Source organism: Kordiimonas lipolytica (assembly GCF_001550065.1).
This window is the reverse complement of the sequence record NZ_LRUB01000024.1, coordinates 77,054-101,272: the sequence shown is the minus strand read 5'-3', so window position 1 is coordinate 101,272 and position 24,219 is coordinate 77,054. Positions and strand designations below refer to the sequence as shown.

Genomic DNA, 24,219 nt, shown 5'->3' with positions numbered 1-24,219 from the left:
TGTTCTCGTCCTGTTCGCGGTCACTTTACTCTTTAACAATGCTCAAGGACAAGTGCGGCATTTTATGGGCAGCGACTTTATCGCCCGATTGGCCCACATGCGGCACCATGCCACTGGACAGAAGGGGGCATTGGGGCCTACATGAAGGGAACTGTTTATGTCACATGTGGGCAGGTATCATGAGCGCGAAAAAGCTGGAAACGGATATCACCATCATCGGCGGCGGCCTTGCAGGCCTGACCGCGGCCATCGGCTTGGCCGAACACGGCTTCGAGGTCGCGGTGGTCGACATGGCGCCCCAGGGCGACCTGACGGCGGTCGGCTATGACGGCCGCGCCAGCGCGCTCGCCTTCGCAAGCTGCCAGCTTTTTGAGGCGCTTGGCATCTGGAAACACATGGAACCCTATGCCCAGCCGATTCTTGAGATCCGGGTTTCTGACGGGCCAAGCCTGCTGTCGCTGCATTTCGACCATGAAACCCTGGGCGACGGGCCCCTTGGCCATATGGTGGAAAACCGCCATACCCGCATAGCGCTTTTTGAGCGCCTCAAGGAAATCAAGGGCGTGACCCTGCTGGCGCCAGAGCGCGTGGCGGAGATCGACCGCGACAAGACCGGTGTCACCACCACGCTGACCTCAGGCACAGTGATCAAATCTGGCCTGATCATCGGCGCGGATGGGCGCGGCAGCCTTGTGCGTCAGCACGCGGGCTTCCCTGTTTCGGTGATTGACTACAGCCAGCACGGTATTGTGTGCTCGGTTGAGCATGAATTCAGCCACTGCGGTATCGCGCACGAGCGTTTTCTGCCCAGTGGGCCTTTCGCGATCCTGCCGCTCACCGGCAACCGGTCTTCGCTTGTGTGGACCGAAAAAAGCCACCTCACCGAGACCATCATGGGGCTGTCCGACCGCGCGTTTGAAAGCGAAGTGTGCCGCCGGATCGGCGATTTCCTGGGGGATGTGAAGGTCATCGGCGGGCGCTGGGCCTATCCGCTGACGCTTCAGTATGCGCAGGAATATGTATCCGACCGCTTGGCGTTGATCGGTGATGCCGCACACGGTATCCACCCCATATCCGGACAGGGGCTGAACCTGGGGCTGAAGGATGTGGCAGCGCTGATTGAGGTGCTGGTGGATGCGCGGCGCGTGGGCCTGGATATCGGCGCCCTTAGCGTACTTGAAAACTATGGCCGCTGGCGCACCACCGATAACGCCAGCGTTTACGCCATCACCGACACCTTCAACCGCCTGTTTTCAAACGACATTGCGCCGATCAAGCTGATGCGCGATGTGGGCATGGCGGCAGTGGACCAGGTGGTGCCGCTGAAGAACTTCTTCATGCAACACGCGCGGGGAACCGTAGGCGACCTCCCGAAACTGTTACGCGGCGAACAGCTCTAGGCCTGCTATAGTGGCTCCATGAAAACGCCAAGCAACGATATTGCAGCAGCGGTTAGCGAGCAGGAAAGCCATGTTCGCATGGGCAAGGGCAGCAAGCTTTTGTTTGACGCCACGCTTTACCCGCACCGGTCATTGAAGCCGCACCAGTTCCGCCGCCTTTTCTGGTTCCTGGTTGCCGTATGCCTGTTCGCAAGCCTGCGGTTCATCGTGGTGGGTGCCTGGCCGGTGGTGATTTTCCTGGGCGTGGACATACTGGCAATCTGGCTAGCCTTCCATTTCAGTTATCGTTCCGCACGACTTTATGAAACGCTCCAGCTATCTGAAAAAGACCTGATCGTCACCCGCGTGCATCCGGGTGGGCGGGTGGAAAGCTGGCGCTTTGACCCTTACTGGGTGAAACTGAGCCTCAAGACCATCGATGAAGACCGCAACCAGCTGTCGCTCACATCCCACGGTGAAACGCTGGTGTTCGGCGATTTCCTGACCCCCACCGACCGCCGCAAGCTCAAGGCCGCCCTGATGCCGGAACTGGCGAGGTTGAAGGGGTAATCAATCCACCTTGCAGTAGACCTGCGCGATGGAGCGGGAGGCCCTGAGGGCGTTGCCTGACTTGTCAAAATCAAGCGCGCGCAGGCCCTGAATGGCCTTGCCTTCATCACTGATTAGCCCGGCGTTCCGGAACACCTGCGGGTGGGTAGTGTAAACCCGGCCCCGGCGCGGCGCGCCCGCGACCACAGTGCCGATCACATAACCCTGTTCGTTGAATACTGGCCCGCCCGAGATACCGCCAAGTGATCCGTCAAACAGCGGCCTGCGCTCACGCTCCACCCAGGCGATGACGGCTTCGCGCGCCTGGTAGCGCCCTTCCGACCGCATGAAGGTGCGGCCAAAGACGGTGGCGCGCACATCCGCCGGCTTGCCCTGTGGGTAGCCCATCATATAGCCGTTTGTACCGCGGTCAGGGCTTGTTTCCGTCAGCGCGAACGGCTGGGCCCGAAGCGCCCGGGCGCGCAGAACGGCGAAGTCCCGGTGCGTGTCACTGACGGCAGACAAAACCGGCTCCAACTGGCGCGGCCCGGCCACCAGATACACCTGCTTGCAGCCGTCCACCACATGGCGGGCAGTGACGAACGTACCGCGGCTGTCCACCGCGAAAGCGGTGCCGACACTGTTTTTCGCCTGCGGGTCCAGGGCGACGACCACATCACCGAGCTCCGGGCGCGGCAAGGGCGCATCATCGGGCGTCAGAACCGCCGGGGGCTGGGCCTTGGGTACAGACCGGCGCGGGCTGTCACGCTCTATGTCCACATCCGCATAGCGAACGATGAAATAGAGGATCGCGATGGTATAGAAAAGAAACTCAAGCTTACGGCGCATGCCCCGCGCCCCCTTAGCCTGAAATCGCCGCCGAGTTGATCGCTGCTGTTGCCAGTTTGAACGACACCAGAATGATGGCCGGGCCCATCTCACCGTTTTCAATACGCTGCGACAAGCCCTTTAGGAACAGGTCCACCAGGCGGAAAGCCGCCAGTTGGAACAGAAGCGCGATCACACCCCACACCACAATATCCCAGACATTCATGGATGACGCCATTGAGAAAGCCACCGGCAATGAAAGGCCAACAATGGCACCGCCCAGCGTGGTGGCCGCCGCCACATTGCCTTCGCGGATCAGCTTCAGCTCATCATGCGGGGTAATAAGGGTGTAAATGAAGATGCCCACAAGCAGCATCACAAGGCTGGTTGCCGAATGAATGACAAAGAACGGCAGGCCGTTCCATAGCGACACAAGCGCTTCTTCCATGATGTCTCCCCCTTTTTTGCCGCGCCTATTTCAGGTCAAGCACGTCTGTCATTGAATAGCGGCCCGCGCCCTTGCCCACAAGCCAAAGCGCCGCCTTCACGGCACCAGCGGCGAAAAGCCCCCGGTTTTCAGCGCGGTGGCTGATGGTAAGCCGCTCGCTATCGCTTGCGAACACCACATCATGTTCGCCAATCACGGCGCCGCCGCGCACGGCGGAAAAACCGATGGTGCCTTCCTTGCGTTCGCCGGTAATGCCTTCGCGTGCTTTGGTGCGCACGTCATCAAGTGGCCGGCCACGGCCCTCAGCCGCCGCTTCGCCGAGCATCAGCGCAGTGCCGGATGGGGCATCCACCTTGTGCCGGTGGTGCATTTCAACCACTTCTATATCCCAGTCTGTTCCCAGGCGCTTCGCCGCGTCTCGCACCAGTGCCATCATCAGGTTCACGCCGAGCGAATAATTACCTGCCTGCATGATCGGCACTGCTGCCGCCGCGCGGTCGAGCGCCGCATGGTCCGCCGCCGTCATGCCGGTGGTGCCAACCACCAGCGCTTTGCCGGTTTCGCGCGCCAGCGCGGCATGGGTCGCGGTCTGGCCCGGTGGGGTGAAATCGATCACCACATCGGCTTCATGGAAAACATGTTCTGCGGTATCCGCAAGATGAACATCCAGCCCGGGGATCAATTTGCCGATGCCTGGGTGGGACGCAATTTCAGAGCCGGCAACAATGGTGACGCCTTCGGTCTTGAGGAATTCTTCCGTGAGCGCCTGGCCCATACGGCCCATACAGCCCAAAATCCCGATTTGCACATTTTCCGCCATCTGGTTTCTCCATGATAGGAAACATCCTTAATTGCTACCAGCAGGCGGGCAAAAAGGAAAGGCCGGGCAGAACCCGGCCTTCTTCATTTTTTCTTGCGCATGACCAAAGAAAGCGCTGCCCGTCAAGGGTTTAGAAACGCATGGTCAGGTCTATGCCCCACAGGCTTGGGGTCTCGCGCTCTGAAATCGGAGTGCCGAAAGTGGTTGCCGTCACGCCTGAGGCCCCGCCCAGATAGCGGTTGCCGAACAGGTTGGTGACGAAGACAGAGACCGAAAGGTCTTCATCCGCATTGGTCCATCCCGCGCGCACATTGGTGAAGTTGCGGGCTTTCCCTGTTTCCCAGCTACCGTTACCCCAAACGATGGTGCCGCAAGTGCCTTCGGACAGGCACTGGCCGTTCAGGCGTTCCTTGCTGGTGTAGCTATGGTCGGCATGCAGGTTGATCGAACCGTTATTGCCGCCGAGGCTGAAGCTATAGTCGCCACCAAAGGAGATACGCGCCTTGGGTGCGCCCGTGGGTTCCCCCACTGCGGACGCGCCGCAGTTGTTGGTGCAGGTAACATCCTGATAACCGCCGTTCGCGAACAGGCGGAGGCCTGGGGCCGGCGCCCAAAGAAGCTCCACATCCACACCCTTGCCTTCGGTGTCGGATGTTTCGGTGACATAGCGCGGCACCGAACCGCTGTCGAACGCCACAAGGCGGATCGCCTGCTTGTCGTTATATTTATATTTCCAAACCGACGCATTGAACCGCACCCGGTCGTCAAACCACTGCGACTTGAGGCCAATTTCCACGTTCCAAACAGTCTCGTTATCGAACTCGCTGTTGACTTCCTGGCTGTTGTAGCCGCCAGCCTTATAGCCCCGCGCGTAGGAAGCATAGAGCATGGCATCGTCTGAGAAACGATAGTCAATCGCCACCCGTGGGCTGACATTGTTCCAGCTTTGGCTGCGTTCAAAGTCACGGCCTTCACACACCTGGGTGCTGGCATCCGCGCAAACCGGCAGGTTATAGACAATATCGCCAGACCCGCCGACAACGGCCTGCAGGATCGCCTGGTGGATGTCCGCCAGATTACCAACACCCGGAATTTCCAGAAGATCGGAGCCTTCAATCTCCCGTGGGTCACTGCGCCACAGCCAACTTTTCTTATCGTGCGTATAGCGGATACCGGCTGTCAGGTTGAACCGGTCGGTCACGGCGTAAGTTGCATCAGCAAAAGCCGCGAAGGCCTTGAAGGTGCCTTCACCGTACATATGTTCGGTCCACATGCGGCCAGCGAAGCTTTGCAGCGCCATGTTAGAGACATCCTCTAGCGACAGGCCTTCAAGCGGCGTGCCCACAGCCGATGGGTCCATGCAACCAAGCGGCACGCTGGTGAGACCGATAAAGCTGTTCATGCTATCAAGGAACAGGCTTTCACAGCCGTTGATGCCGTCAAGCGGGTTGAAGCCGTTTGCCACCAATATGCCCGGCGTGGCACCAAGATTATAAAGTGCGGTGTCGATCGAATCCATGGTGGCACGGACCACCGTGTCCTGCTTGGCATTTTCCCAATAATAGCTGCCGCCGATGGTCCATGTCAGGTCACCAGACACACCATTCAAGCGCAGTTCCTGATAGATATGCTCGTTTTTTTCGATGTTATTGCTGTCGAAATAGAAGGCCGGGTCTGCGGTGCCGTCTTCTTCCTCAAGGTTATTGGACGTAAAGCGCTTGAAGGCGGAAATGGATGTGAGCGTCGCCCAGTCAAAATCATGGGTGATTGTCAGTGTCACGCCGTCCAGGTCGCGGTTCTCTTCGCCGTTCCGAACGTCACTTGAGAACGGCCCGTATGGGTCCGCCCCGCCGATCGAATTGCCGTCACGGAAGACAGACCAGTCACCCGTGGATGCCGGCACATAACCAGCCGGCGTGAAGTTGGCGTAGAAAGCCTGCAATGGCACAGCGCCTGTGAGCGCCGTGATCGGCAAGGCGCCGAACTGCTCACGGCTCAGGCCGCCGAACGATGCCCCAAGAACCGCATGCAGGAAATCCACATGACCTGGCAGGTCATTGAGCGTTTCCGCGCCCGGCGCGAAATCAAGACTGCCGTCGGACACACCAACCACAGGCTGGTCTTCATCCTGCTTGGTGTGATCAAACTCATACGCCAGATTGAGCGCTGTTTTCTCGCTTGGTTCCCAGCGGAACTGCAGCCGGCCCGTCACATTATGCTCGCGGCCATAATCGTCGCCCGTGAGCGCATCTTCAGCATAGCCGTCCTGATCGTTGACCAGGAAGTTGGCGCGCATGGCCAATGTGTCCGTCAGCGGCGCGTTGATCATGGCATCAAGCCGCTGCTTGTCGAACCGGCCATACCTGAGGTTCACCCGGGCTGAAAATTCATCCAGCTCTGGCTTGTTTGTGATGATGGAAATGGCCCCGGCCGCCGTGTTGCGGCCAAAGAGTGTCCCTTGCGGGCCCTTCAGCACCTCGACCCGCTCAATATCCGAGAAGAAAACGATCCCCGCGCCTGAGCGAGAGGCGTATACGCCATCCACGAACACGCCCACAGCCGGGTCTGTGCCCACACCGAAGTCATCGGTTTCAATACCGCGGATCTTGAAGCGCGGCTGCGACACGCCAGAAACCTCAAGGCCCGGCGTATAGACATTGATATCGCGCAAGTCTTCAGCGGCGATCGTCTCCAGGAAATTGCCGGAAAAGGCATTGAGCGCGATCGGCACATCCTGGGCTGACTGCTCCCGCTTTTGCGCAGTGACGGTAATTTCCTCAAGCGAGGAGCTCTTTTCAGCATCGTCCTGCGCGGCAACTGCTGGCGCAAGACATAAACACGCAGCAACACTCACGCCCGACAACAGGGCGTTCGACAGTTTGGTCATAGGCATGGGCTTCCCCCCCTTGTTTCCTTTTTCTGACCTGAGCCGGCACCGCGAACCTCCTATCAAGGTTCCTGGCATGGGCGCCGGTTCGCTTTCATGAAACGACCTGCCATCTCCCTGAGGCCGATTCACAACGCAAATAGCCTGCCATGCCCCCCAGCATAGCAAGCTTCCTTACCTCAAAACACATATCCTTGTTACTCAATCGTCTTTATCCATTCCTTCAGAAGGGCCACGCCTTCTTCGTGAATGGTTGTTCGCCCCACTTCAGGCATCATCACGCCCGGGTCGGTGGAGTTAAGGCGGTAAATCAGGATCGATTGGTCCGGCTTGCCGGGGTCGATATCATACATCAGGCCGCCTGAGCCCCGGCCCGCCGCAACCGGCCGCTTGAGGTACCCCCAGGCTGTCTTGTTGGTTTCCCACCATGTAAGGAAAAGCCCGGACGTGGAGCCCGGCCCTTCTGCGCGGTGACAGTGGGCGCAATTGACATCCAGATAAGCACGCGCCCGGTCTTCAAGCGGGGCGCTTGTATCGTCAAAGCGGGGTACGCTTGGTGCATCCTCTGGCGCAGGCGCGCCATCAAGAAGCCCGTGCGACGCCCAGAAAGCCAGCTGGTTTTCGCTACCCCCTGCATAGTCATAGGTAAAATTCAGGTTCCGGGCCTTGGGGCCGATGGGTGAGAACTCGTGCCCAATCACATGACAGCCTTTGCACTGGTTGCGGTTGGGTACCACATATTGGATGTCGCGTTTTTCGCCCAGTTCATCCACCCAGGAAACCGGCAGCACCTTGCCCGCCACCTTAAGGTCGGCGTCTGTCATGTCTTCGTTCCAGACATAGGCCCAGGCGGACCAGCCCTTTTCGCCATGGATCAGAAGCCGGGTTTCAATCAGGCGAATATTCTCATCCGGCTGACGGAAATCCGCGGGATAGGCAAAGGTTTTCACCAGCACGCTGCCAACGGGGAACTCAAAAGCTTCGCGGTCATTGTAGGCCGCGGGCTTGCCTCCCGGCACATACACAAAGCGGTATTTGTGGGCATAGTCCGTGAACAGCGGTGTCGCCAGATCATACGGGTAGACCCTGTCGTTCGGCACCTGGGCCGGGCCGTCCTTGAAAAGATTGTAGGCTGAAAGCTTGCGCGCGGGGCGCGGGGTCAGGAGCGCGGCGTCATTGACAGCAGTTGTGGTCAGGACAGCAGCTGTGATTGGCGTGGCCGCCACAGCCAAGGTGCTGGCACCAAACATCAAGGCGGCCAGCATCAGGAAAGTTAACAACAAAACACGCACCTGCCCCATCCCCTAGTTATTTGCAGCCATCGCCGTATCCTGCGGCAGCTTCACAGGGCCGCGGAACTCATATGAACCGGCATAGGCCTCTATGTCCCTGTCTGGGTCTGCGCCCCAGGGCAGGATGTAATCCTTGACGAATTGCAGGTTGGCAAAGGTGGTGCCTTCAGGCTCCTGGATCATGATGGTCTCTTCCTCATCGGGCCCAAACAACCCAGCCCAGAAGCCGTCCACCACACCGTCCCACACAATATGCGGCACAGGTGTGCCGGTCCTAGGCGCAATCATGCCCTTGACCGCCCCATCCGGGTCCCAGCCCGCGCGGCCGTGCTTATTGTCATGCACATAAACGCGGCGCGGCAGCGGGTTATAGGTCGGGTCATTATATTCGCGCGGATAGGCCACCAGCAGGATGTTGGCGGATGCGTTTTCGCCGATCTCATTCTCGAACACCTCGACCTCGCGGTTCGCCATGATCATGATGCCGGAGCCGCGCGGCACGGTAGCCACGATATTGCCTGGGGGCGCGAAATTCGGCGTGTCGTTGTTCACCACCTTGTTCTGGTAAACGCGCACGCTGTGGCCGCCCATCTGCGGCAGGTTCGGCAGGTCGAACACCAGAATGCCGCCGGTGTTGTGGGTGGCCGTGTTGCCGTAAACATCTGCGCGGTAACTGTTCTCAATCTCGATCCCGGCAACATTCAGCTCAGCGCGGTTGTTGCGCACGATAATATCCTGGCTCTGGCCTACATAGATGCCCGCGTCAGACGCGCCCTTCACCAAGGAGCCTTCGATCAGCACATTTTTCGATTCCACCGGATAAAGGCCGTAAGCGCCATTTTCAGCGTTCGGGCCACGGGTCCATTCAACCCGCACGCTGCGGAAGGAAACTGTGTCTACGCCCTTGGCCTTGATGCCGTCACCCGGCGTGTCTTCCACTGCAAGATTTTCGATCGACGTCCGGTCGGATGTGATCAGCAGGCCTTCCGAACCAGCAATCTGGTTCTTGAAGGAAAGAACGGTCTTGTCCATCCCGGCACCGCGCAGGGTGATATCAGACACATCCAGCGACAGGCCGGCCGAGAGTTCGAAACGGCCTTCCGGCAGTTCGATCACCGTGCCGGGTTCAGCCAGGATAAGCGCTTCCTGCAAGGCTTCCTGGATATCCGCACCGGCTTCGATACGCACAACATTGTCCTGGGCAAATGCGGCAGGTGCCACCACAAGAGCCATCAGCCCGATCAGGGCGTGTTTGAAACTTTTCATTGCTTCCCCCTTTTCCATCGGCTCCCCAACCAATGGAATACATTAAATCCTCAAGGGTAGAGTGCAGAAGCTTTGGTCATTCGTCAAAGAAAAAGTGAAACTGTTTCATTTTTAATCGGGCTGGACTAATATCGCCCTCAGGGGTTAGATGCGCCTTGAAAGGGGAGCCATGCGTGCCGTCAACAACTGTTAATGTTAAGAAAAAGCCCATGCAGGCGCGGGCCAAAGCCCGGCGTGACAGGATCATTGCCTGCACGGAAGATATCCTGAGCCGGGACGGCGTCGATGCCGCAACCACAACCGCGATTGCGCGCGAAGCGGAAATCCCTGTTGGCTCCATCTACCGCTATTTCAAGGACAGGAACGATATCATCGCCCTCCTGCATCAAGTGGCTTACGATGATGTGGTTGGCACCGTGGCGGCGGCGTTAGAAAAGATCGAACCCGGCCAGGGGTTCCGCGCCACCCATGAGGCGCTGATCCGCACCTTCTGGCGCGCGGCACGCAGTCACCCGACCTTCCGCGTGCTGACCCGCTGGGCCAACGCCCACAACAGCCTGTGGGACGTAACCCCAGGCCCGGAGAGCAACCTTGAGGAGCTTGTTCGTCAAACGCTTGTTGTCGCCGGTGTTAAGCTTCCCGAAGGCAGGGAAAACGCAATGATGCGCACCGCTGTCACCACGCTTTCGGTGCTGATCGACCAGGCGCTTGAGGAAGATAATGAGCGTAAGGCCGACGCGCTGATCGATGAGATCACCAACCTGCTGACCGCCTATTTCGACTGACATAAAAAAGCCGCCCCGATTGATGAGGCGGCTTTTGGTGTTCTGGTTTGGGGGCCAACCTATTCGGTCAGGTCATCCCACAGGTCCTTGACCTTCGAGAAGAAGCCTTCAGACCGCGGCGAGATTTTGTCGCCGCCCTCTTTGGCAAATTCTTCCAGAAGCTCGCGCTGCTTCTTGTTGAGGTTTGTTGGGGTTTCCACATTCATCTCAACGATCATGTCGCCCACAAAGCCGCCGTTAAGCTCCGGCATGCCTTTGCCCTTCAGGCGGAACTGACGACCGGACTGCGTGCCTTCCGGGATCTTGATCCGGGCGCGCTTGCCTTCAATGGTCGGCACTTCAATCTGGCCGCCCAGTGTGGCTTTGGTCATCGGGATCGGCACCTGGCAATAGAGCATATCGCCGTCGCGCTTGAACAGCGGATGCGGCTTGATCGTGAGGAAGATATAAAGATCACCCGCCGGGCCGCCACGGCTGCCGGCTTCGCCTTCACCCGCGAGGCGGATGCGCGTGCCTTCCTCAACCCCTTTCGGAATCTTGACCTGCAGGGTCTTTTCTTTCCTCACGCGGCCAGCACCCGAACAGCTTTTGCACGGGTTGGTGATGGTGGAGCCATTGCCCTGACATTTCGGACAGGTGCGTTCCACCATGAAGAAGCCCTGGCTGGCGCGCACCTTGCCGGCACCGCCGCAGGTATCACACACTTCAGGTTTGGAGCCAGGCTCTGCGCCTGATCCGCCGCATGGCTCACACGCCACGGACGTGGGCACGCGGATTTTGTCTTCCTTGCCGCGGAAAGCATCCTCGAGCGTGATTTCCATGTTGAAGCGGAGGTCGCTGCCCCGGCCCGGGCCGCCACGGCCCTGCCGGCGGCGTCCACCGCCGCCCATGAAATCACCGAAGAATTCCTCAAACACGTCAGAGAAATCGAAGCCCGCACCGCCGTGGCCGCCACCTGGGCCACCGCCCATGCCGCCTTCGAAGGCCGCATGACCATAACGGTCATAGGCCGCGCGCTTCTCCGGGTCTTTCAGGACCTCGTAAGCTTCGCCAATTTCCTTGAATTTCTTCTCGGCTTCCGCGTCGCCCGGGTTGCGGTCCGGGTGATACTGCATGGCAGCCTTGCGGAAGGCGCTCTTGAGCGCTTTCTCGTCGACGTCTTTGGAGACGCCGAGTAGTTCGTAATAATCTGCTTTAGACATAGGCGGTTCTCCGCTTTTGTCGCCGCGCCTTTAAACTCAGGCGCCGCCTCCAGAAGTCCAGAGGCGGCGCGAGCATTGCTATGGCGTCAGGCGGCCACCTTATTTCTTGTCGTTTTCGTCGACTTCTTCGAAGTCCACATCCACCACATCGTCTTCGGCGTCTTTCGCTGCTTTGTCGGCAGCTTCCACCTCAGATTCGTCGCCCGCGTGGGCGGCTTCTTCCTGGCTTGCCTTGTAGATTTGCTCGCCAAGTTTCATGGTGGCCTGTGCCAGCGCTTCTGTCTTCGCCTTGATATCGTCGACGTCTTCGCCTTCAAGCGCGGTCTTCAGCTCAGCAACAGCTGCTTCAATAGCAGACTTGTCTTCGTCAGAGACCTTGTCCTTGTGCTCGTCGAGGTTCTTCTCAGCCGAGTGAACAAGCGCTTCGCCCTGGTTCTTGGCTTCAACAAGCTCTTTCCGCTTCTTGTCCGCGTCTGCGTTTGCTTCTGCGTCCTTGACCATCTGTTCGATGTCCTCGTCGGAGAGACCACCGGAAGCCTGGATGCGGATTTGCTGTTCCTTGCCCGTGCCCTTGTCTTTGGCGGACACGTTCACGATGCCGTTGGCGTCGATATCGAAGGCAACCTCAATCTGCGGCACACCGCGTGGGGCTGGCGGGATACCCACCAAGTCGAACTGGCCCAGCAGTTTGTTGTCTGCGGCCATTTCGCGCTCACCCTGGAAGACGCGGATGGTTACTGCACCCTGGTTGTCTTCCGCGGTCGAGAATACTTGCGCCTTCTTCGTTGGGATTGTGGTGTTGCGCTCGATCAGGCGGGTGAATACACCGCCCAGCGTTTCAATACCCAGCGACAGTGGCGTTACGTCCAGAAGCAGAACGTCTTTCACGTCACCCTGCAGAACACCTGCCTGGATCGCGGCGCCCATGGCCACAACCTCATCAGGGTTCACACCCTTGTGTGGTTCGCGGCCAAAGAACTCTTTCACGACTTCCTGGATTTTCGGCATGCGGGTTTGACCGCCCACCAGAACCACGTCGTCGATCTCGCCAGCCGCAAGGCCCGCATCCTTGAGCGCTTTCTTACAAGGCTCAAGCGTGCGCTTGATCAGGTCCTCCACCAGGCTTTCAAGCTTGGCGCGCGTCAGTTTGATCTGGAGGTGTTTCGGGCCGGAAGCGTCCGCCGTGATGAATGGCAGGTTCACTTCTGTCTGCGTGGAAGAAGAAAGCTCGATCTTCGCTTTCTCTGCCGCTTCCTTCAGACGCTGCAGCGCCATCTTGTCCTGACGGAGGTCGATGGTGTTTTCCTTCTTGAACTCGTCGGCCAGGTAATCAACCAGACGCATATCGAAGTCTTCACCACCCAGGAACGTATCACCGTTCGTGGACTTCACTTCAAACACACCGTCGCCGATTTCCAGAACCGATACGTCGAAGGTACCGCCACCAAGGTCGAACACGGCGATCGTGTGGCCGTCTTCTTTTTCAAGGCCGTACGCAAGGGCCGCAGCCGTTGGCTCGTTGATGATCCGCAGCACTTCAAGACCAGCGATCTTGCCGGCGTCTTTCGTTGCCTGGCGCTGGGCGTCGTTAAAGTATGCAGGCACAGTGATTACGGCCTGGTCTACAGTTTCACCAAGATAGCTCTCGGCGGTTTCCTTCATCTTCTGAAGGATCATCGCAGACACCTGGCTTGGGGAGTATTTCTCGCCCTTGGCTTCTACCCACGCATCGCCGCTATCCGCTTTGATGATATTGTAGGGAACCATGTCGATGTCTTTTTTGGTGGTTGGATCGTCGAACGTGCGGCCGATCAGACGCTTGATAGCAAACAGCGTGTCTGTCGGGTTCGTTACAGCCTGGCGTTTTGCAGCCTGACCAACAAGACGTTCGCCATCGTCGGTGAAACCAACGATAGACGGCGTCGTGCGCGCGCCTTCAGAGTTCTCGATTACTTTTGGTTTGGACCCGTCCATGATGGATACGCAGGAGTTGGTCGTACCCAGGTCGATACCGATTACTTTACCCATTTTTTTACCTCTTCCCGTTGCAAGCCGACTGTCTGGGCCCATCTGGCACCCTATCACAGCCTCTTAGGGTTCGTGTTTATTTGATCAAATTGCTAACTCGCCAAAACACCCGGCAAGCAGCAGGTTTCATTGGCTATATAAGGTGCGCATCTAGCCCCCGCAAGGGTCGGGCCGAATAAAATTTGTAAGTTTTTTCCCGACCAAAAGCCTTTTAAGACGATGCACTTGCCCTTATGTGAGCAGACAGTTTTCTGCGCTGCCCATAATCAAAGATTGAAAAAGGGGGGCAGGTGGCTAAACTCGCGCCTGAACAGAGACCGCAGGCGTGAGCGGAAATTTGGACAATAACAACAGAATTCACGACGGATCAGGGCGGGGCCTACATGAACGATAAAGCCAAAACGGCGAGCGAACAGCCAGAAAAACATGAAGCCTTAGTGCTTCTAAAAGACCTGGTCGTCATCATCATTTTCTTTCTTATCTTCACCACCTTCGGGTGGTCGAGCTTCCATATCCCATCGGGCAGCATGGAGCCGACTTTGGAAGTCGGCGACCGGATTTTCGTCTCGAAATTGAGCTACGGCTACAACCGATATTCGGTACCGCTTGACCCTGATTTTGTGCCCGAAGGCCGGCTGTTTGATGACATGCCTGAACGCGGCGATGTGGTGGTGTTCACGCTTCCCTACAAAGGCAGCAACGATTTCATCAAGCGCGTGATCGGCCTGCCGGGAGATACTGTGCAAGTAACCCGTGGCCGCCTGTTCATCAATGGCGAGATCGTGCCGCGCACCTATATCCGCGACGTGAATTACACGGACTACCAGGGCGCTGATCGCCGTGCCAAGGAATATATGGAAGAGCTGCCGAACGGTGTGAAACACCGTATCTATGAGCGCCATGACGCTGGCCCGGACATCATCGACAACACCAAGCTGTTCGTTGTGCCTGAAGGCCATTATTTCATGATGGGCGATAACCGCGACGGCAGCGCCGACAGCCGGTACCTGCATGACATGGGTTTTGTGGCGCACAAATATCTGGTGGGCCGCGCGCAGATCACAACCTTCAGCCTGTATGACTGCGACCAGGGCAAGGATATCTTCTGCCCCATTGGCATCCCGCTGGGGCGCTTCTTCAACGTGATCGACTGACCGAAAGAACAAGGCCCGCGGATTTATCTGAGGGCCTTTTGATGTGTTTTCTTACATCCGGTGAAGGGCGCAGATCTTGTTGCCTGCCGGATCACGCAGGTAAGCCAGATACATTTTCTTGCCCCCGCCTTCACGGACGCCCGGAGGGTCTTCGATGGCCTTGCCGCCCGCAGCCAAACCCGCAGCATGCCAGGCATCGGCCATCTCCGGGCTGTCGGCCGCGAAGCCGAGCGTGAAGCCATTGCCGCAGCTTGCAGGCTCTCCGTTGATTGGCTTCGTCAGCACAAAAATGCCAGTGTCGCTGAAATAGAAACAGCGGCCATTGGGGTCCATCACGCCGGGCTTGTAGCCCAGCACTTCCATGGTCGCATCATAGAACTTCTTGCTTTCGGCCACATCGTTGGCCCCTACCATTACATGGCTGAACATTGGTTCACCCCTTTCCCTTTGTGAAAACTATTTCGTGACAAATGAAGTAAGACCGAATGCGCCGCTGGCAAATAAATTGAACAGACAAACCATATAGCCGGCTCAGGCGCTGCCGCCGCCGTCGATCACCATGGCGGTGCCCGTGACCTGCGCCGCCACATCCGACGCCAGGTAAAGGATCATCGCGGCCACTTCTGATGCTTCGGTCAATCTGCCTGTGGGCACTTCGGCTTTCCACGTCTCAAGCGCTTCAGCGTGGCTTAAGCCCTGGTCCGCAGCTTCTTTTTCCAGCATCGGGGTGACCACATCGCCCGGGCACACGGCATTTACGGTGATGCCTTCCGCCGCATGATCGTGCGCCATGGCTTTCGTGAGAAGCACCAAACCGCCTTTGCTGGCGCAATAAGCCGCCGCCTTTTCACCGCCGCGCAAGCCCCAGTCGGACGCCACATTGATGATGCGCCCTTTGGTTTTACGAAGGTGTGGCACGGCGGCGCGGCTCAGGTAAAAAGGCACGTCCAGATTGACCGTCATGGTCTGCCGCCAATCTTCATCTGTTGTGTCTTCTACGGTGGTGCGCGAGATGATGCCCGCGTTATTCACAAGCACATCCAGCTGCCCGTACTCACGCACTGCATAATCGATAAGCTCCTTGCACACATCCGGGCCTGTGAGGTCCCGCTTGACGGGAACAATCCGGTCCGGCGCGTGGGCTGCAACAGCATCAAGCCGGTCTGCGTTCCGGCCTACAGCCAATACTTTATAGCCTGCGTCTGCAAAGGCTTTCGCTGTTGCATCGCCAATGCCGGAGCTGGCGCCAGTGATAAGGGCGATTTTCATCATGCGTTCCAAATAGGGTCGTTGAGTTTGGTGATAAATTCTGCGTGGCGCGCCAGTTCTTCCTCTGACACCGGAAAGGAGCGTTTTTCGCGCACCTTCTTTTCGCGTACCACTTTGCCGCCCGCGTCCACGGCGAGGTCAAGGCCTGCCTGCCTGCCGCCGAGCAGTTCGATATAAACATCGGCCAAAATCTCGGCGTCAAGAAGGGCGCCGTGAAGCGTCCGGTGCGTGTTAGACACGCCAAAGCGTTTGCAAAGCGCATCAAGCGAGTTGGCAGCACCTGGGAATTTCGTGCGCGCGATGGCGAGTGTATCGATAAAGCGCTTGGGGTGGATGATCGGCCTGCCAGCGTTCTCAAGCTCCCAGTTGATGAAGCGCATATCGAACTCGGCGTTGTGCGCCACCAGCACGCTATCGCCGCCGACATACTCAAGGAAGTCATCCATGATGTCACTGAACACAGGCTTGTCGCGCAGGAATTCTGTGGTGATGCCGTGAATTTTCACCGCCCCTTCGGGCACGTCGCGTTCCGGGTTCACATACTGGTGGTAATGCTCGCCGGTCAGGACCTTGTCGACCATTTCCACAAGACCGATCTCGATCAGGCGGTCACCCGTCATCGGGTCAAAGCCCGTGGTCTCTGTATCGAAAATCAGTTCGCGCTTGCTCATAAAGCTTCACCCAACTCCTTGACGATGGCTTCGACCTGCCGGAAAGCATGGTCGAGGCCGAAATTGCTTTCTACCACATAATCCGCGCGGGCCCGTTTGTCATCATCGGGTGTTTGCGACTTCAAAATTTGGTCGAATTTTTCCGCCGTCATGCCGGGCCGGGCCAGCACGCGTTCGCGCTGGATCTCCGGCGGGGCGGATACTACCACCACCTTGTCACACGCCTTGTCACCACCGGTTTCAAACAGAAGCGGAATATCAAGCACCACCATTTTGGCGCCCTCCGCTTCTGCACGGTTGAAAAAATCGATGCGCTCCTCGGCCACCATGGGGTGCATGATGGCTTCCAGCTTCTTCTTGGCATCCGGATTGCCAAACACGGTCTTGCCAAGCGCGTCGCGGTCAAGCGCGCCGTCTTTCACCACACCGGGAAAAGCAACTTCAATAGGGTCAAGCGCCCGCCCGCCCGGGGCCTGAAGTGCCCGCACTGTCGCGTCCGCGTCAAACACCGGCACGCCAAGGCGGGCGAACATTTTCGCGGTCTCCGACTTGCCCATACCGATCGATCCCGTAAGCCCGATGATCATCATTGGAATTGGCCCTCCAGCTCGGTACGGAGCGCATCGTCATATTCCACATCGATGCCGAACCATATCTTGAACGCGGCTGCAGCCTGGTAAACCAGCATGCCAAGACCTGTGACAATACGCAGGCCGCGGGCTTCCGCATCCTTGAGGAGCGGCGTCATCAGCGGCTGGTAGACGATGTCATAGACAACCGTGTCCGGCGCCGCTTTCGACAGGTCCATCTCAAGCGCAGGTTGGCCCTTCATGCCCAGAACCGTTGTGTTGACAATCAGCCCGGCAGCCGCCACGGCATCTGCCCGGTCGTCCCAGTCCACCACCGTCATGCGGCCGCGGCCAATTTCATCGGCAATAGCCTGGGCTTTGGCCCGTGTCCTGTTGGTGATCATCACCAGCGGCACTTCTTCCGTCAAAAGCCCAAGCGCTGCCGCCCGCGCGGCTCCGCCTGCGCCCAAAATCAGCACCGGTTTATCCTTCGGCCAGCCTGGTACGGTTTTCTTCAGGTTGGTTACAAGGCCGATGCCGTCTGTGTTGAAGCCGGTCATGGTGCCGTCCGGCGCAATCTTGACCGTATTCACCGCCCCCATCTGGCGCGCGAGTGGGGCGATCTTGTCCAGGTGCTGCATGATATCCAGCTTGTGCGGGACCGTGACATTGAAGCCCACATAGCCTTCCGTCTTGAACTGATCAAGGAGGTTGGCGATCGCCTCCGGGCCGACAGCTACCTTTTCGTAAGTGCCGTCAATCCCAAACAGTTTCATCCAGTGAGTATGGATGGTGGGCGATAGCGAATGCGAAATCGGCCAACCAATCACTGCAGCTTTTTGGAGTTTATCGGTCATAGCGGCATCATGCCCCTCAGGCGCAGGAAATCAAGGAAAGCAAGAAGCGGCAGGCCAAGCACGGTGAAATGGTCACCCTCAACGCGCGTGAAAAGCTGCGCACCCAGCCCTTCGATCTGGTAGGCGCCGACGCTCCAGAACGCCGCATCACCGATACTATCCAGGTAGGTTTCGATAAAGTCATCCGACAGCGGCCTGACCGTCAGCTTGACAGTATCAACATACCGCCAGACCGGTTGGCCTTCTTCATAGATAACGGCAGCGGATAGAAGCTGATGCGTCTTGCCGGACAGGGCCTTCAATGTCTCAGCCGCGTCATCTCGCGTGGTTGCTTTTGAAAAGACCGTGCCTTCGCACACCAAAATCTGGTCTGCACCCAGCACCATGTCGTTAGGTCGGCGCATGGCCACATTCATCGCCTTGAGGTCCGCCAACGCGTCAGCAATATCACGGGGCGGGGCGCCATCTGCAATCAGTGCCGATTTCACCGCATCTTCATCAACACGTGCGGGATCAACGTCAAATGCGACACCCGCATTTTTCAGCATATCCGCCCGGGTCTGGCTGCCGGACGCCAATACAAGAGCCATGATCTTTTTTCCTATCCTGGGTCCTATTCGGGCAGCTTGTCGCTGTGGTTGCCGTTTTGCGCATCCACCCACTGTTGGTATCGGTTCAGGATCGCAGCCGCCGTTTCCTCGATCGAGCGGCGCGTGACATCAATTGTCGGCCAGCCACGCTGGGCACAATATTTCCGGCATTCCTTTATCTCATCCTGGATATGGGTCATGTCGGTATAGTCGCCCTCAGTTTCTTCGTTGATAGACCTAAGACGGTTGGTGCGAATGGCAACCAGGCGTTCGGCACTGGTGGTCAGCCCCACGACAAACTTGTTCTTGATCTCATCCAGCTCGCGCGGCATCGGACATCCGGGAACAAAGGGCACGTTGATGGTCTTGTAGCCCTTGTTGGCCAGATAAATGCTGGTTGGTGTTTTCGAAGACCGCGACACGCCGACAAGCACGATATCCGCTTGCGGCATATCCTGCACCAGAACCCCGTCATCATGCGCCATGGTGAACTGAAGCGCGTCGATCCGTTCAAAATAGTGGGCGTCCAGTTTGTGCTGCTTGCCCGGCTTGTGGGACGCCTGCACCCCAAAGTAGGAGCCCAGAAGGTTGATCACCGGATCAAGGATGGAAAGCACCGGCAGGTTTGCCTTCATGCATTCCGTCTCCAGCGCTTCACGGATTTGTGGGTTCACCAGCGTATACATGATAAGCCCCGGCTCTTCGCGGATATCTTCCATCAGCCGGTTCATCTGCATGGCGGAGCGCACCAGGGGCCAATAATGCTTTTTTACCTCCACGCCTTCAAACTGCACCAGGGCAGCCTGCACAATAGCCTCCAGCGTTTCACCGGTTGAATCTGAAACCAGATGCAGGTGAAAGTCCTGCGAGGACCCTTTTTTCTTGACGCTTGCTTTCAGTGGGGAGCTTTTCGGTGCCTCTGGAAGACTCATGGGAATATCCTGTGGATAACTTGTTGGCAGATCGGTTGATAACAAGGCTAGGCCACTTGCCCCCAATTTGGGAAGCACTTGTTAGAACTTCTATTAAATCTATCCACGGGAGATTGTAAGAGAGGAAAACTGTTGGGAAAGGGCACTATATTTTGCGGTTATCCCCGTTATCCACAATTCATATGGGCATTGGGTTGCCTGTCATTTTTCTGTAAAATGCCAGTATTCCAGAAGTTTATGCACATTTTGACGGACGAATTGCCGCGCCCACCTTGTATGTGCACAAGATTGTGGATAAATGCTTTTCCACATGATTCACAGGCATAAACAACAACTACAAGATTCTATATATAATTATTATTAAGTAGTAAGAGGGCGTCACGTCGAATGAACGGCGCCCTAAACGGTAAGGACCAGAGCATGACCAAACTTCTTCTCGAGACTCTCAAGGGAAACCCGGGTGAGCGGGTGCCTTTTTGGTTCATGCGTCAAGCAGGACGGTATTTGCCCGAATATCGTGAAGTAAGAAATTCAACAAATTCATTCATGGAGTTCTGCTACAGCCCCGACAAGGCGGCTGAAGTGACCCTGCAACCCATCAGGCGGTATGGCATGGACGGCGCAATTTTGTTTGCTGACATCCTTGTGGTACCCGACGGGCTCGGCCAGAAAGTCTGGTTCGAGAAAGGCTTTGGCCCAAAGCTTGATCCAGTGAACGACGAGGCTACTTTCAAAGGCCTTTCCATGGGTGCCTTCCACGACAAGGTGGGCAATGTTTATGAAACCGTGCGCCGGCTTAAGACCGAATTGCCTTCAGATGTGACCTTGCTTGGGTTCGCCGGTGCGCCCTGGACGGTGGCCACCTACATGATCGCAGGCCAGGGCAGCAAGGATCATGCAGCAGCGCGCCAGCTTGGTTACGGCAATCCGGAGCTGTTCGGAAAAATCATGGATATGCTGGTAGACGCGACATCAGAGTATCTGATTGCCCAGATCGACGCGGGCGCGGACGCCGTGCAGATTTTCGACAGCTGGTCCGCCGCGATCCCCGAGACCATGTTTGAAAAATGGATCATTGAACCCACGAAAGAGATCGTCTCCCGCATTCGCGCCAAACATGCAGAAACGCCGATTATCGGTTTCCCGCGGCTGGCGGGGGCGGCGCTGCCACGGTTCGTGGACGCCGTGGGCGTGGACTGTGTGGGCCTGGATACCGGCGTGCCGCTTGATTGGGCGGCGAAGGAAATCCAAAGTAAAGTCTGTGTGCAGGGCAATATGGACCCGCACCTGGTGGTATCGGGCGGAGACCTGATGGTGGCTGAGGCCAACCGCATCCTGGAGCAGCTCAAGGGCGGCGCGCATATCTTCAACCTGGGCCATGGTTTTGTGCCTGAAACGCCACCGGAGAATGTCGCGCTCCTGAGTGAGACCATTAAAGCCTTTCGGCGGTAGGCAGGGAAAAGGGGAAATACTGTGGAAGACATGATTGGCTGGCTTGGCGGTGCGTACCTTTGGGTGAAGGCTGCGCACATCATTTTCGTGATTTTCTGGATGGCGGGCATGTTCATGCTGCCACGCTATTTCGCCTACCACAGCGAATGCGAAGTGGGATCAGACGAGGACGCCAAATGGATCGACCGGGAAAAGCGCCTGATCCGCATTATCATTAACCCGGCCATGGCCATCGCCTGGATTTTGGGCCTGATGCTGGTGGTCAATATCGGCCTGGATGCGGGGCTTTGGCTGCATATCAAGCTGCTGCTTGTATTTATCCTGTCCGGTTTTCACGGCAGCCTCTCTAAATACCGCAAGGAATTTGCCCGCGGGGAACGCAAGCGGGACAGTAAATTCTACCGCAAGATCAATGAGATACCGGCTGTCTTCATTATCGCTATCGTACTTCTGGCGGTCCCGAAGGCTTTCTAGCAAATAGTTGCGGCTGCAACAGACTTGACACCAAAGGCGAAAGTGGTAGCTTGGGCCCTGATCCGGCGCGCCAGTATCTCGCGCGTCGTCAAACTTATTTCCCAATCATTGCTGGTTTTATTATATGATGAAGCCGCAATCGATCTATCCTTTCCGGGCCGTCTGGCCCCAATAATTCAAACATCTTTCTTCCAATAACAACAATCTGGACGATCCCATGCACCTTCAGGATCTCAAAAACAAAACCCCAGCAGACCTTCTGTCGCTTGCTGAGGAAGTTGGCGTTGAAAACGCCTCCAGCATGCGCAAACAGGACATGATGTTCGCTATCCTCAAGCATCTTGCAGACGACGATATCGAAATCATGGGTGGCGGCGTTATCGAAATCCTTTCTGACGGATTCGGTTTCCTGCGCTCCCCTGAGGCGAACTATCTGCCGGGCCCCGACGATATTTACGTAAGCCCAAGCCAGATCCGGCGCTTTGCGCTTCGGACAGGCGATACGGTTGAAGGCCAGATTCGCGCGCCCAAGGATGGCGAGCGTTATTTTGCCCTTCTCAAGGTTTCCAAGATCAACTTCGATGAGCCTGAGAAAACCAAACACAAGGTTCACTTCGACAACCTGACGCCGCTTTACCCGGACGAAAAGCTGAAGCTTGACCCGGACGATCCAACCGTGAAGGACAAGTCCCCACGGGTGATCGACCTGGTGAGCCCAATCGGTAAAGGCCAGCGCGCGCTTATTGTTGCGCCGCCGCGTACCGGTAAAACGGTTCTCTTGCAGAATATTGCCAAATCCATCACCGCCAACCATCCCGAGTGTTTCGTGATTGTTCTTCTGATCGACGAACGCCCGGAAGAGGTGACAGACATGCAGCGCAGCGTGAAAGGGGAGGTCGTATCCTCCACCTTCGACGAACCTGCAAGCCGTCACGTTCAGGTGGCAGAAATGGTGATTGAGAAAGCCAAACGCCTTGTGGAGCACGGCAAGGACGTTGTGATCCTTCTCGATAGTATCACCCGTCTGGCGCGCGCCTACAACACCGTGGTGCCTTCTTCCGGTAAGGTTCTCACGGGCGGTGTGGACGCAAACGCCCTGCAGCGCCCGAAACGCTTCTTCGGTGCCGCACGGAACATCGAGGAAGGCGGCTCGCTTTCCATCATTGCGACCGCTCTTATCGAGACCGGCAGCCGTATGGACGAAGTGATCTTCGAGGAATTCAAAGGCACGGGCAACAGCGAGATTGTTCTCGACCGCAAGGTTGCGGACAAGCGCGTGTTCCCGGCGATCGATATCCTCAAGTCCGGTACCCGGAAAGAAGAACTTCTGGTCGATCCTGCGACGCTTTCGAAAATGTGGGTCCTCCGCCGTATCCTCACGCCAATGGGCACCGTGGATGCGATGGAATTCCTCCTTGGCAAGCTCAAGGACAGCAAGAACAACGAAGAATTCTTCACCAGCATGAACAACTAGCTGCTGGAAGATATTCGAGAGTTTGGTACGCTAAGGGCTTGCATTTGCAGGCCCTTTTCGCTTTCAGGGGGAGGTTATGACCAACACGGCGCTGATTATTATCGACACACAGCTGGCGATAGACGACCCGAAGTGGGGTGTGCGAGGTAATCCGCATGCCGAAGCCAATATGGCGCGGCTTCTGGAAGCCTGGCGCAAGCGCGCGGGTGAGATCATCCATATAAGGCACGACAGCGTGTGTGAAGGCTCGCCGTACACGCCGGGTACCCCCGGGCACGCTTTCAAGCCTGAGGTAGCCCCTCAGGGGCTAGAGACGGTCATTGGCAAGCATACCAACAATGCATTTGTCGGCACTGACCTTGAAAAGCATCTGCGAGAGCGCAAGATCGATCACTTGGTCATTGCCGGTGTGCTGACCCAGCATAGCGTGGATACTACAGCCCGGATGGCGGCAAGCCTTGGCTTTAATGTCACGGTAGTGTCTGACGCCACAGCGGCAACGGAAGTGACCGACGCACGCGGCATGACCTGGGTGGCGCTTGATGGGCATGCCGTGATTGGCTCCATCGCGTTGATTGATATCGGTGATTGCCAGGTGGCGCTTCGGAAAATGTTTGTGGCAGCCCCTTACCGCGGGCGGGCATTTGGCGTGGCGCAAAAGCTCCTGGATCATGTGATTGCTGAGGCGAAGGCGTCAGGCGTGACGGATATCTATCTGGGGACAACGGCAGCCTTCTTGGCGGCGCACCGTTTCTATGAGAAGAACGGCTTTGACCTGGTGAATGAGGCTGATCTGCCAGACAGCTTCCCGCGCATGGCCGTCGACACCCGCTTCTACCGGATGGCGCTTTGAATAGGAGAATTTGAAATAATATTACTCTAAGCTTATATCACCATACAAAAATATGTGGATAAGTTCACTTTTTGTTCTTTTCTTTAAGAACCAAACAGTTAACGGCACTTCTTCCTTTTTAGGTTGAATTTTTTTTGGCTTGTTAACAGCCTTATCCCCAGAGTTTCCCTGAAAATACAAGAAAATCCTTGAGAATCGACTCCACCGTGTTTCCTAGATCTGGTATGGTATCCAAATGGCGATACACAATTTGTAGTGCCTAGCGTTAAAAAAGGCTTCCCAGAGGTGCAACTCTGGAAAGCCAATTTTGAAGACTAGAAAAATTGGAGACGCTTCCGCCAATCTAGTCTGCGATAATTTACCACTCCCCGTGGTTGTATGAGAAATCATACAGGAACTGTCGCAATGCGTAAAGGTGGAAACGTCGTTTGATCAAGGGA

The 24,219-nt window shown here is 57.1% G+C and carries 23 protein-coding genes; 8 read left to right on the top strand and 15 right to left on the bottom strand.

Features of this window, described 5'->3' with window-relative positions; translation table 11 throughout:
• Positions 1-179: 179 nt before the first annotated feature.
• A complete protein-coding gene (locus tag KORM41_RS12205) occupies positions 180-1,400 on the top strand; it encodes a UbiH/UbiF/VisC/COQ6 family ubiquinone biosynthesis hydroxylase (protein WP_068148621.1) in 1,221 nt (406 codons plus the stop codon).
• 18 nt (positions 1,401-1,418) lie between these two features.
• The gene (locus tag KORM41_RS12200) at positions 1,419-1,949 is read left to right on the top strand and encodes a DUF2244 domain-containing protein (protein ID WP_068148239.1); all 531 of its coding nucleotides are present in this window, start codon (positions 1,419-1,421) and stop codon (positions 1,947-1,949) included.
• Here KORM41_RS12200 and KORM41_RS12195 read toward each other — a convergent pair whose 3' ends face one another.
• From KORM41_RS12195 to KORM41_RS12170, 6 genes are all read right to left on the bottom strand, one after another.
• Complete coding sequence (locus KORM41_RS12195; RefSeq protein ID WP_068148236.1) at positions 1,950-2,777, bottom strand: S1 family peptidase; 828 nt, start codon at positions 2,775-2,777, stop codon at positions 1,950-1,952. It abuts the gene before it with no gap.
• Between the two features lie 13 nt (positions 2,778-2,790).
• Positions 2,791-3,204, bottom strand: coding sequence for a DUF350 domain-containing protein (locus KORM41_RS12190; RefSeq protein WP_068148233.1), 414 nt, complete (start codon positions 3,202-3,204; stop codon positions 2,791-2,793).
• A 25-nt stretch (positions 3,205-3,229) separates the two neighbouring features.
• The gene (dapB, locus tag KORM41_RS12185; protein ID WP_068148229.1) at positions 3,230-4,024 is read right to left on the bottom strand and encodes a 4-hydroxy-tetrahydrodipicolinate reductase; all 795 of its coding nucleotides are present in this window, start codon (positions 4,022-4,024) and stop codon (positions 3,230-3,232) included.
• 130 nt (positions 4,025-4,154) lie between these two features.
• Complete coding sequence (locus KORM41_RS12180) at positions 4,155-6,917, bottom strand: TonB-dependent receptor (RefSeq protein WP_068148226.1); 2,763 nt, start codon at positions 6,915-6,917, stop codon at positions 4,155-4,157.
• A 191-nt stretch (positions 6,918-7,108) separates the two neighbouring features.
• The gene (locus KORM41_RS12175; RefSeq protein WP_231727254.1) at positions 7,109-8,203 is read right to left on the bottom strand and encodes an SO2930 family diheme c-type cytochrome; all 1,095 of its coding nucleotides are present in this window, start codon (positions 8,201-8,203) and stop codon (positions 7,109-7,111) included.
• A 12-nt stretch (positions 8,204-8,215) separates the two neighbouring features.
• Positions 8,216-9,469 (bottom strand): parallel beta-helix domain-containing protein, encoded by a 1,254-nt coding sequence (locus tag KORM41_RS12170; protein ID WP_068148618.1) that lies wholly within the window; start codon positions 9,467-9,469, stop codon positions 8,216-8,218.
• Positions 9,470-9,642: 173 nt separating this feature from the next.
• On the opposite strand from KORM41_RS12170, the gene KORM41_RS12165 reads away from it, so the two are divergent.
• A complete protein-coding gene (locus tag KORM41_RS12165; RefSeq protein WP_156431969.1) occupies positions 9,643-10,254 on the top strand; it encodes a TetR/AcrR family transcriptional regulator in 612 nt (203 codons plus the stop codon).
• Between the two features lie 59 nt (positions 10,255-10,313).
• Here KORM41_RS12165 and dnaJ read toward each other — a convergent pair whose 3' ends face one another.
• Positions 10,314-11,456: a molecular chaperone DnaJ gene (gene dnaJ / locus KORM41_RS12160; RefSeq protein ID WP_068148218.1), complete on the bottom strand. Its 1,143-nt coding sequence runs from the start codon at positions 11,454-11,456 to the stop codon at positions 10,314-10,316.
• 99 nt (positions 11,457-11,555) lie between these two features.
• Positions 11,556-13,484, bottom strand: a complete 1,929-nt coding sequence (gene dnaK, locus KORM41_RS12155; RefSeq protein ID WP_068148213.1) for a molecular chaperone DnaK — start codon at positions 13,482-13,484, stop codon at positions 11,556-11,558.
• Positions 13,485-13,867: 383 nt separating this feature from the next.
• On the opposite strand from dnaK, the gene lepB reads away from it, so the two are divergent.
• Positions 13,868-14,638, top strand: a complete 771-nt coding sequence (gene lepB, locus KORM41_RS12150; RefSeq protein WP_068148208.1) for a signal peptidase I — start codon at positions 13,868-13,870, stop codon at positions 14,636-14,638.
• A 51-nt stretch (positions 14,639-14,689) separates the two neighbouring features.
• Here lepB and KORM41_RS12145 read toward each other — a convergent pair whose 3' ends face one another.
• The 7 genes from KORM41_RS12145 to KORM41_RS12115 form a co-directional block, all read right to left on the bottom strand.
• Positions 14,690-15,067, bottom strand: a complete 378-nt coding sequence (locus KORM41_RS12145; RefSeq protein WP_068148206.1) for a VOC family protein — start codon at positions 15,065-15,067, stop codon at positions 14,690-14,692.
• Between the two features lie 102 nt (positions 15,068-15,169).
• On the bottom strand, positions 15,170-15,907 hold the full coding sequence (locus KORM41_RS12140; RefSeq protein WP_197421096.1) for an SDR family NAD(P)-dependent oxidoreductase: 738 nt from the start codon (positions 15,905-15,907) through the stop codon (positions 15,170-15,172).
• Entirely contained in the window at positions 15,907-16,578 is a 672-nt protein-coding gene (gene dnaQ / locus KORM41_RS12135; protein WP_068148200.1) for a DNA polymerase III subunit epsilon, read from the bottom strand. Before dnaQ ends, KORM41_RS12140 begins: the two co-directional genes overlap by 1 nt.
• A complete protein-coding gene (coaE, locus tag KORM41_RS12130) occupies positions 16,575-17,168 on the bottom strand; it encodes a dephospho-CoA kinase (RefSeq protein WP_068148198.1) in 594 nt (197 codons plus the stop codon). Before coaE ends, dnaQ begins: the two co-directional genes overlap by 4 nt.
• Positions 17,165-18,004, bottom strand: a complete 840-nt coding sequence (locus tag KORM41_RS12125; RefSeq protein ID WP_068148193.1) for a shikimate dehydrogenase — start codon at positions 18,002-18,004, stop codon at positions 17,165-17,167. The genes coaE and KORM41_RS12125 overlap by 4 nt, the downstream gene beginning before the upstream one ends.
• On the bottom strand, positions 18,001-18,594 hold the full coding sequence (locus KORM41_RS12120; RefSeq protein ID WP_082719898.1) for a Maf family protein: 594 nt from the start codon (positions 18,592-18,594) through the stop codon (positions 18,001-18,003). Before KORM41_RS12120 ends, KORM41_RS12125 begins: the two co-directional genes overlap by 4 nt.
• Before the next feature lie 23 nt (positions 18,595-18,617).
• Positions 18,618-19,526 carry a pyruvate, water dikinase regulatory protein gene (locus tag KORM41_RS12115; RefSeq protein ID WP_082719897.1) on the bottom strand — a complete coding sequence of 303 codons (909 nt, stop codon included), beginning with the start codon at positions 19,524-19,526 and terminating at the stop codon, positions 18,618-18,620.
• 420 nt (positions 19,527-19,946) lie between these two features.
• Here KORM41_RS12115 and hemE point away from each other — a divergent pair, with 420 nt between their 5' ends.
• The 4 genes from hemE (at position 19,947) to KORM41_RS12095 (ending at position 23,779) form a co-directional block, all read left to right on the top strand.
• Complete coding sequence (gene hemE, locus KORM41_RS12110) at positions 19,947-20,978, top strand: uroporphyrinogen decarboxylase (RefSeq protein ID WP_068148609.1); 1,032 nt, start codon at positions 19,947-19,949, stop codon at positions 20,976-20,978.
• Positions 20,979-21,008: 30 nt separating this feature from the next.
• Entirely contained in the window at positions 21,009-21,452 is a 444-nt protein-coding gene (locus KORM41_RS12105) for a CopD family protein (RefSeq protein ID WP_197421128.1), read from the top strand.
• Between the two features lie 217 nt (positions 21,453-21,669).
• A complete protein-coding gene (gene rho, locus KORM41_RS12100) occupies positions 21,670-22,926 on the top strand; it encodes a transcription termination factor Rho (RefSeq protein WP_068148190.1) in 1,257 nt (418 codons plus the stop codon).
• 76 nt (positions 22,927-23,002) lie between these two features.
• Complete coding sequence (locus tag KORM41_RS12095) at positions 23,003-23,779, top strand: isochorismatase family protein (RefSeq protein WP_068148187.1); 777 nt, start codon at positions 23,003-23,005, stop codon at positions 23,777-23,779.
• Positions 23,780-24,219: the final 440 nt, after the last annotated feature.

Bases quoted from the DNA above. Each gene is read 5' to 3' on its own strand.
- KORM41_RS12205 (WP_068148621.1), top strand. From the start codon at position 180: ATGAGCGCGAAAAAGCTGGAAACGGATATCACCATCATCGGCGGCGGC.
- KORM41_RS12200 (WP_068148239.1), top strand. From the start codon at position 1,419: ATGAAAACGCCAAGCAACGATATTGCAGCAGCGGTTAGCGAGCAGGAA.
- KORM41_RS12195 (WP_068148236.1), bottom strand. From the start codon at position 2,777: ATGCGCCGTAAGCTTGAGTTTCTTTTCTATACCATCGCGATCCTCTAT.
- KORM41_RS12190 (WP_068148233.1), bottom strand. From the start codon at position 3,204: ATGGAAGAAGCGCTTGTGTCGCTATGGAACGGCCTGCCGTTCTTTGTC.
- dapB (WP_068148229.1), bottom strand. From the start codon at position 4,024: ATGGCGGAAAATGTGCAAATCGGGATTTTGGGCTGTATGGGCCGTATG.
- KORM41_RS12180 (WP_068148226.1), bottom strand. From the start codon at position 6,917: ATGCCTATGACCAAACTGTCGAACGCCCTGTTGTCGGGCGTGAGTGTT.
- KORM41_RS12170 (WP_068148618.1), bottom strand. From the start codon at position 9,469: ATGAAAAGTTTCAAACACGCCCTGATCGGGCTGATGGCTCTTGTGGTG.
- dnaJ (WP_068148218.1), bottom strand. From the start codon at position 11,456: ATGTCTAAAGCAGATTATTACGAACTACTCGGCGTCTCCAAAGACGTC.
- dnaK (WP_068148213.1), bottom strand. From the start codon at position 13,484: ATGGGTAAAGTAATCGGTATCGACCTGGGTACGACCAACTCCTGCGTA.
- lepB (WP_068148208.1), top strand. From the start codon at position 13,868: ATGAACGATAAAGCCAAAACGGCGAGCGAACAGCCAGAAAAACATGAA.
- KORM41_RS12145 (WP_068148206.1), bottom strand. From the start codon at position 15,067: ATGTTCAGCCATGTAATGGTAGGGGCCAACGATGTGGCCGAAAGCAAG.
- KORM41_RS12140 (WP_197421096.1), bottom strand. From the start codon at position 15,907: ATGAAAATCGCCCTTATCACTGGCGCCAGCTCCGGCATTGGCGATGCA.
- dnaQ (WP_068148200.1), bottom strand. From the start codon at position 16,578: ATGAGCAAGCGCGAACTGATTTTCGATACAGAGACCACGGGCTTTGAC.
- coaE (WP_068148198.1), bottom strand. From the start codon at position 17,168: ATGATGATCATCGGGCTTACGGGATCGATCGGTATGGGCAAGTCGGAG.
- KORM41_RS12125 (WP_068148193.1), bottom strand. From the start codon at position 18,004: ATGACCGATAAACTCCAAAAAGCTGCAGTGATTGGTTGGCCGATTTCG.
- KORM41_RS12120 (WP_082719898.1), bottom strand. From the start codon at position 18,594: ATGGCTCTTGTATTGGCGTCCGGCAGCCAGACCCGGGCGGATATGCTG.
- KORM41_RS12115 (WP_082719897.1), bottom strand. From the start codon at position 19,526: ATGAGTCTTCCAGAGGCACCGAAAAGCTCCCCACTGAAAGCAAGCGTC.
- hemE (WP_068148609.1), top strand. From the start codon at position 19,947: ATGACCAAACTTCTTCTCGAGACTCTCAAGGGAAACCCGGGTGAGCGG.
- KORM41_RS12105 (WP_197421128.1), top strand. From the start codon at position 21,009: ATGATTGGCTGGCTTGGCGGTGCGTACCTTTGGGTGAAGGCTGCGCAC.
- rho (WP_068148190.1), top strand. From the start codon at position 21,670: ATGCACCTTCAGGATCTCAAAAACAAAACCCCAGCAGACCTTCTGTCG.
- KORM41_RS12095 (WP_068148187.1), top strand. From the start codon at position 23,003: ATGACCAACACGGCGCTGATTATTATCGACACACAGCTGGCGATAGAC.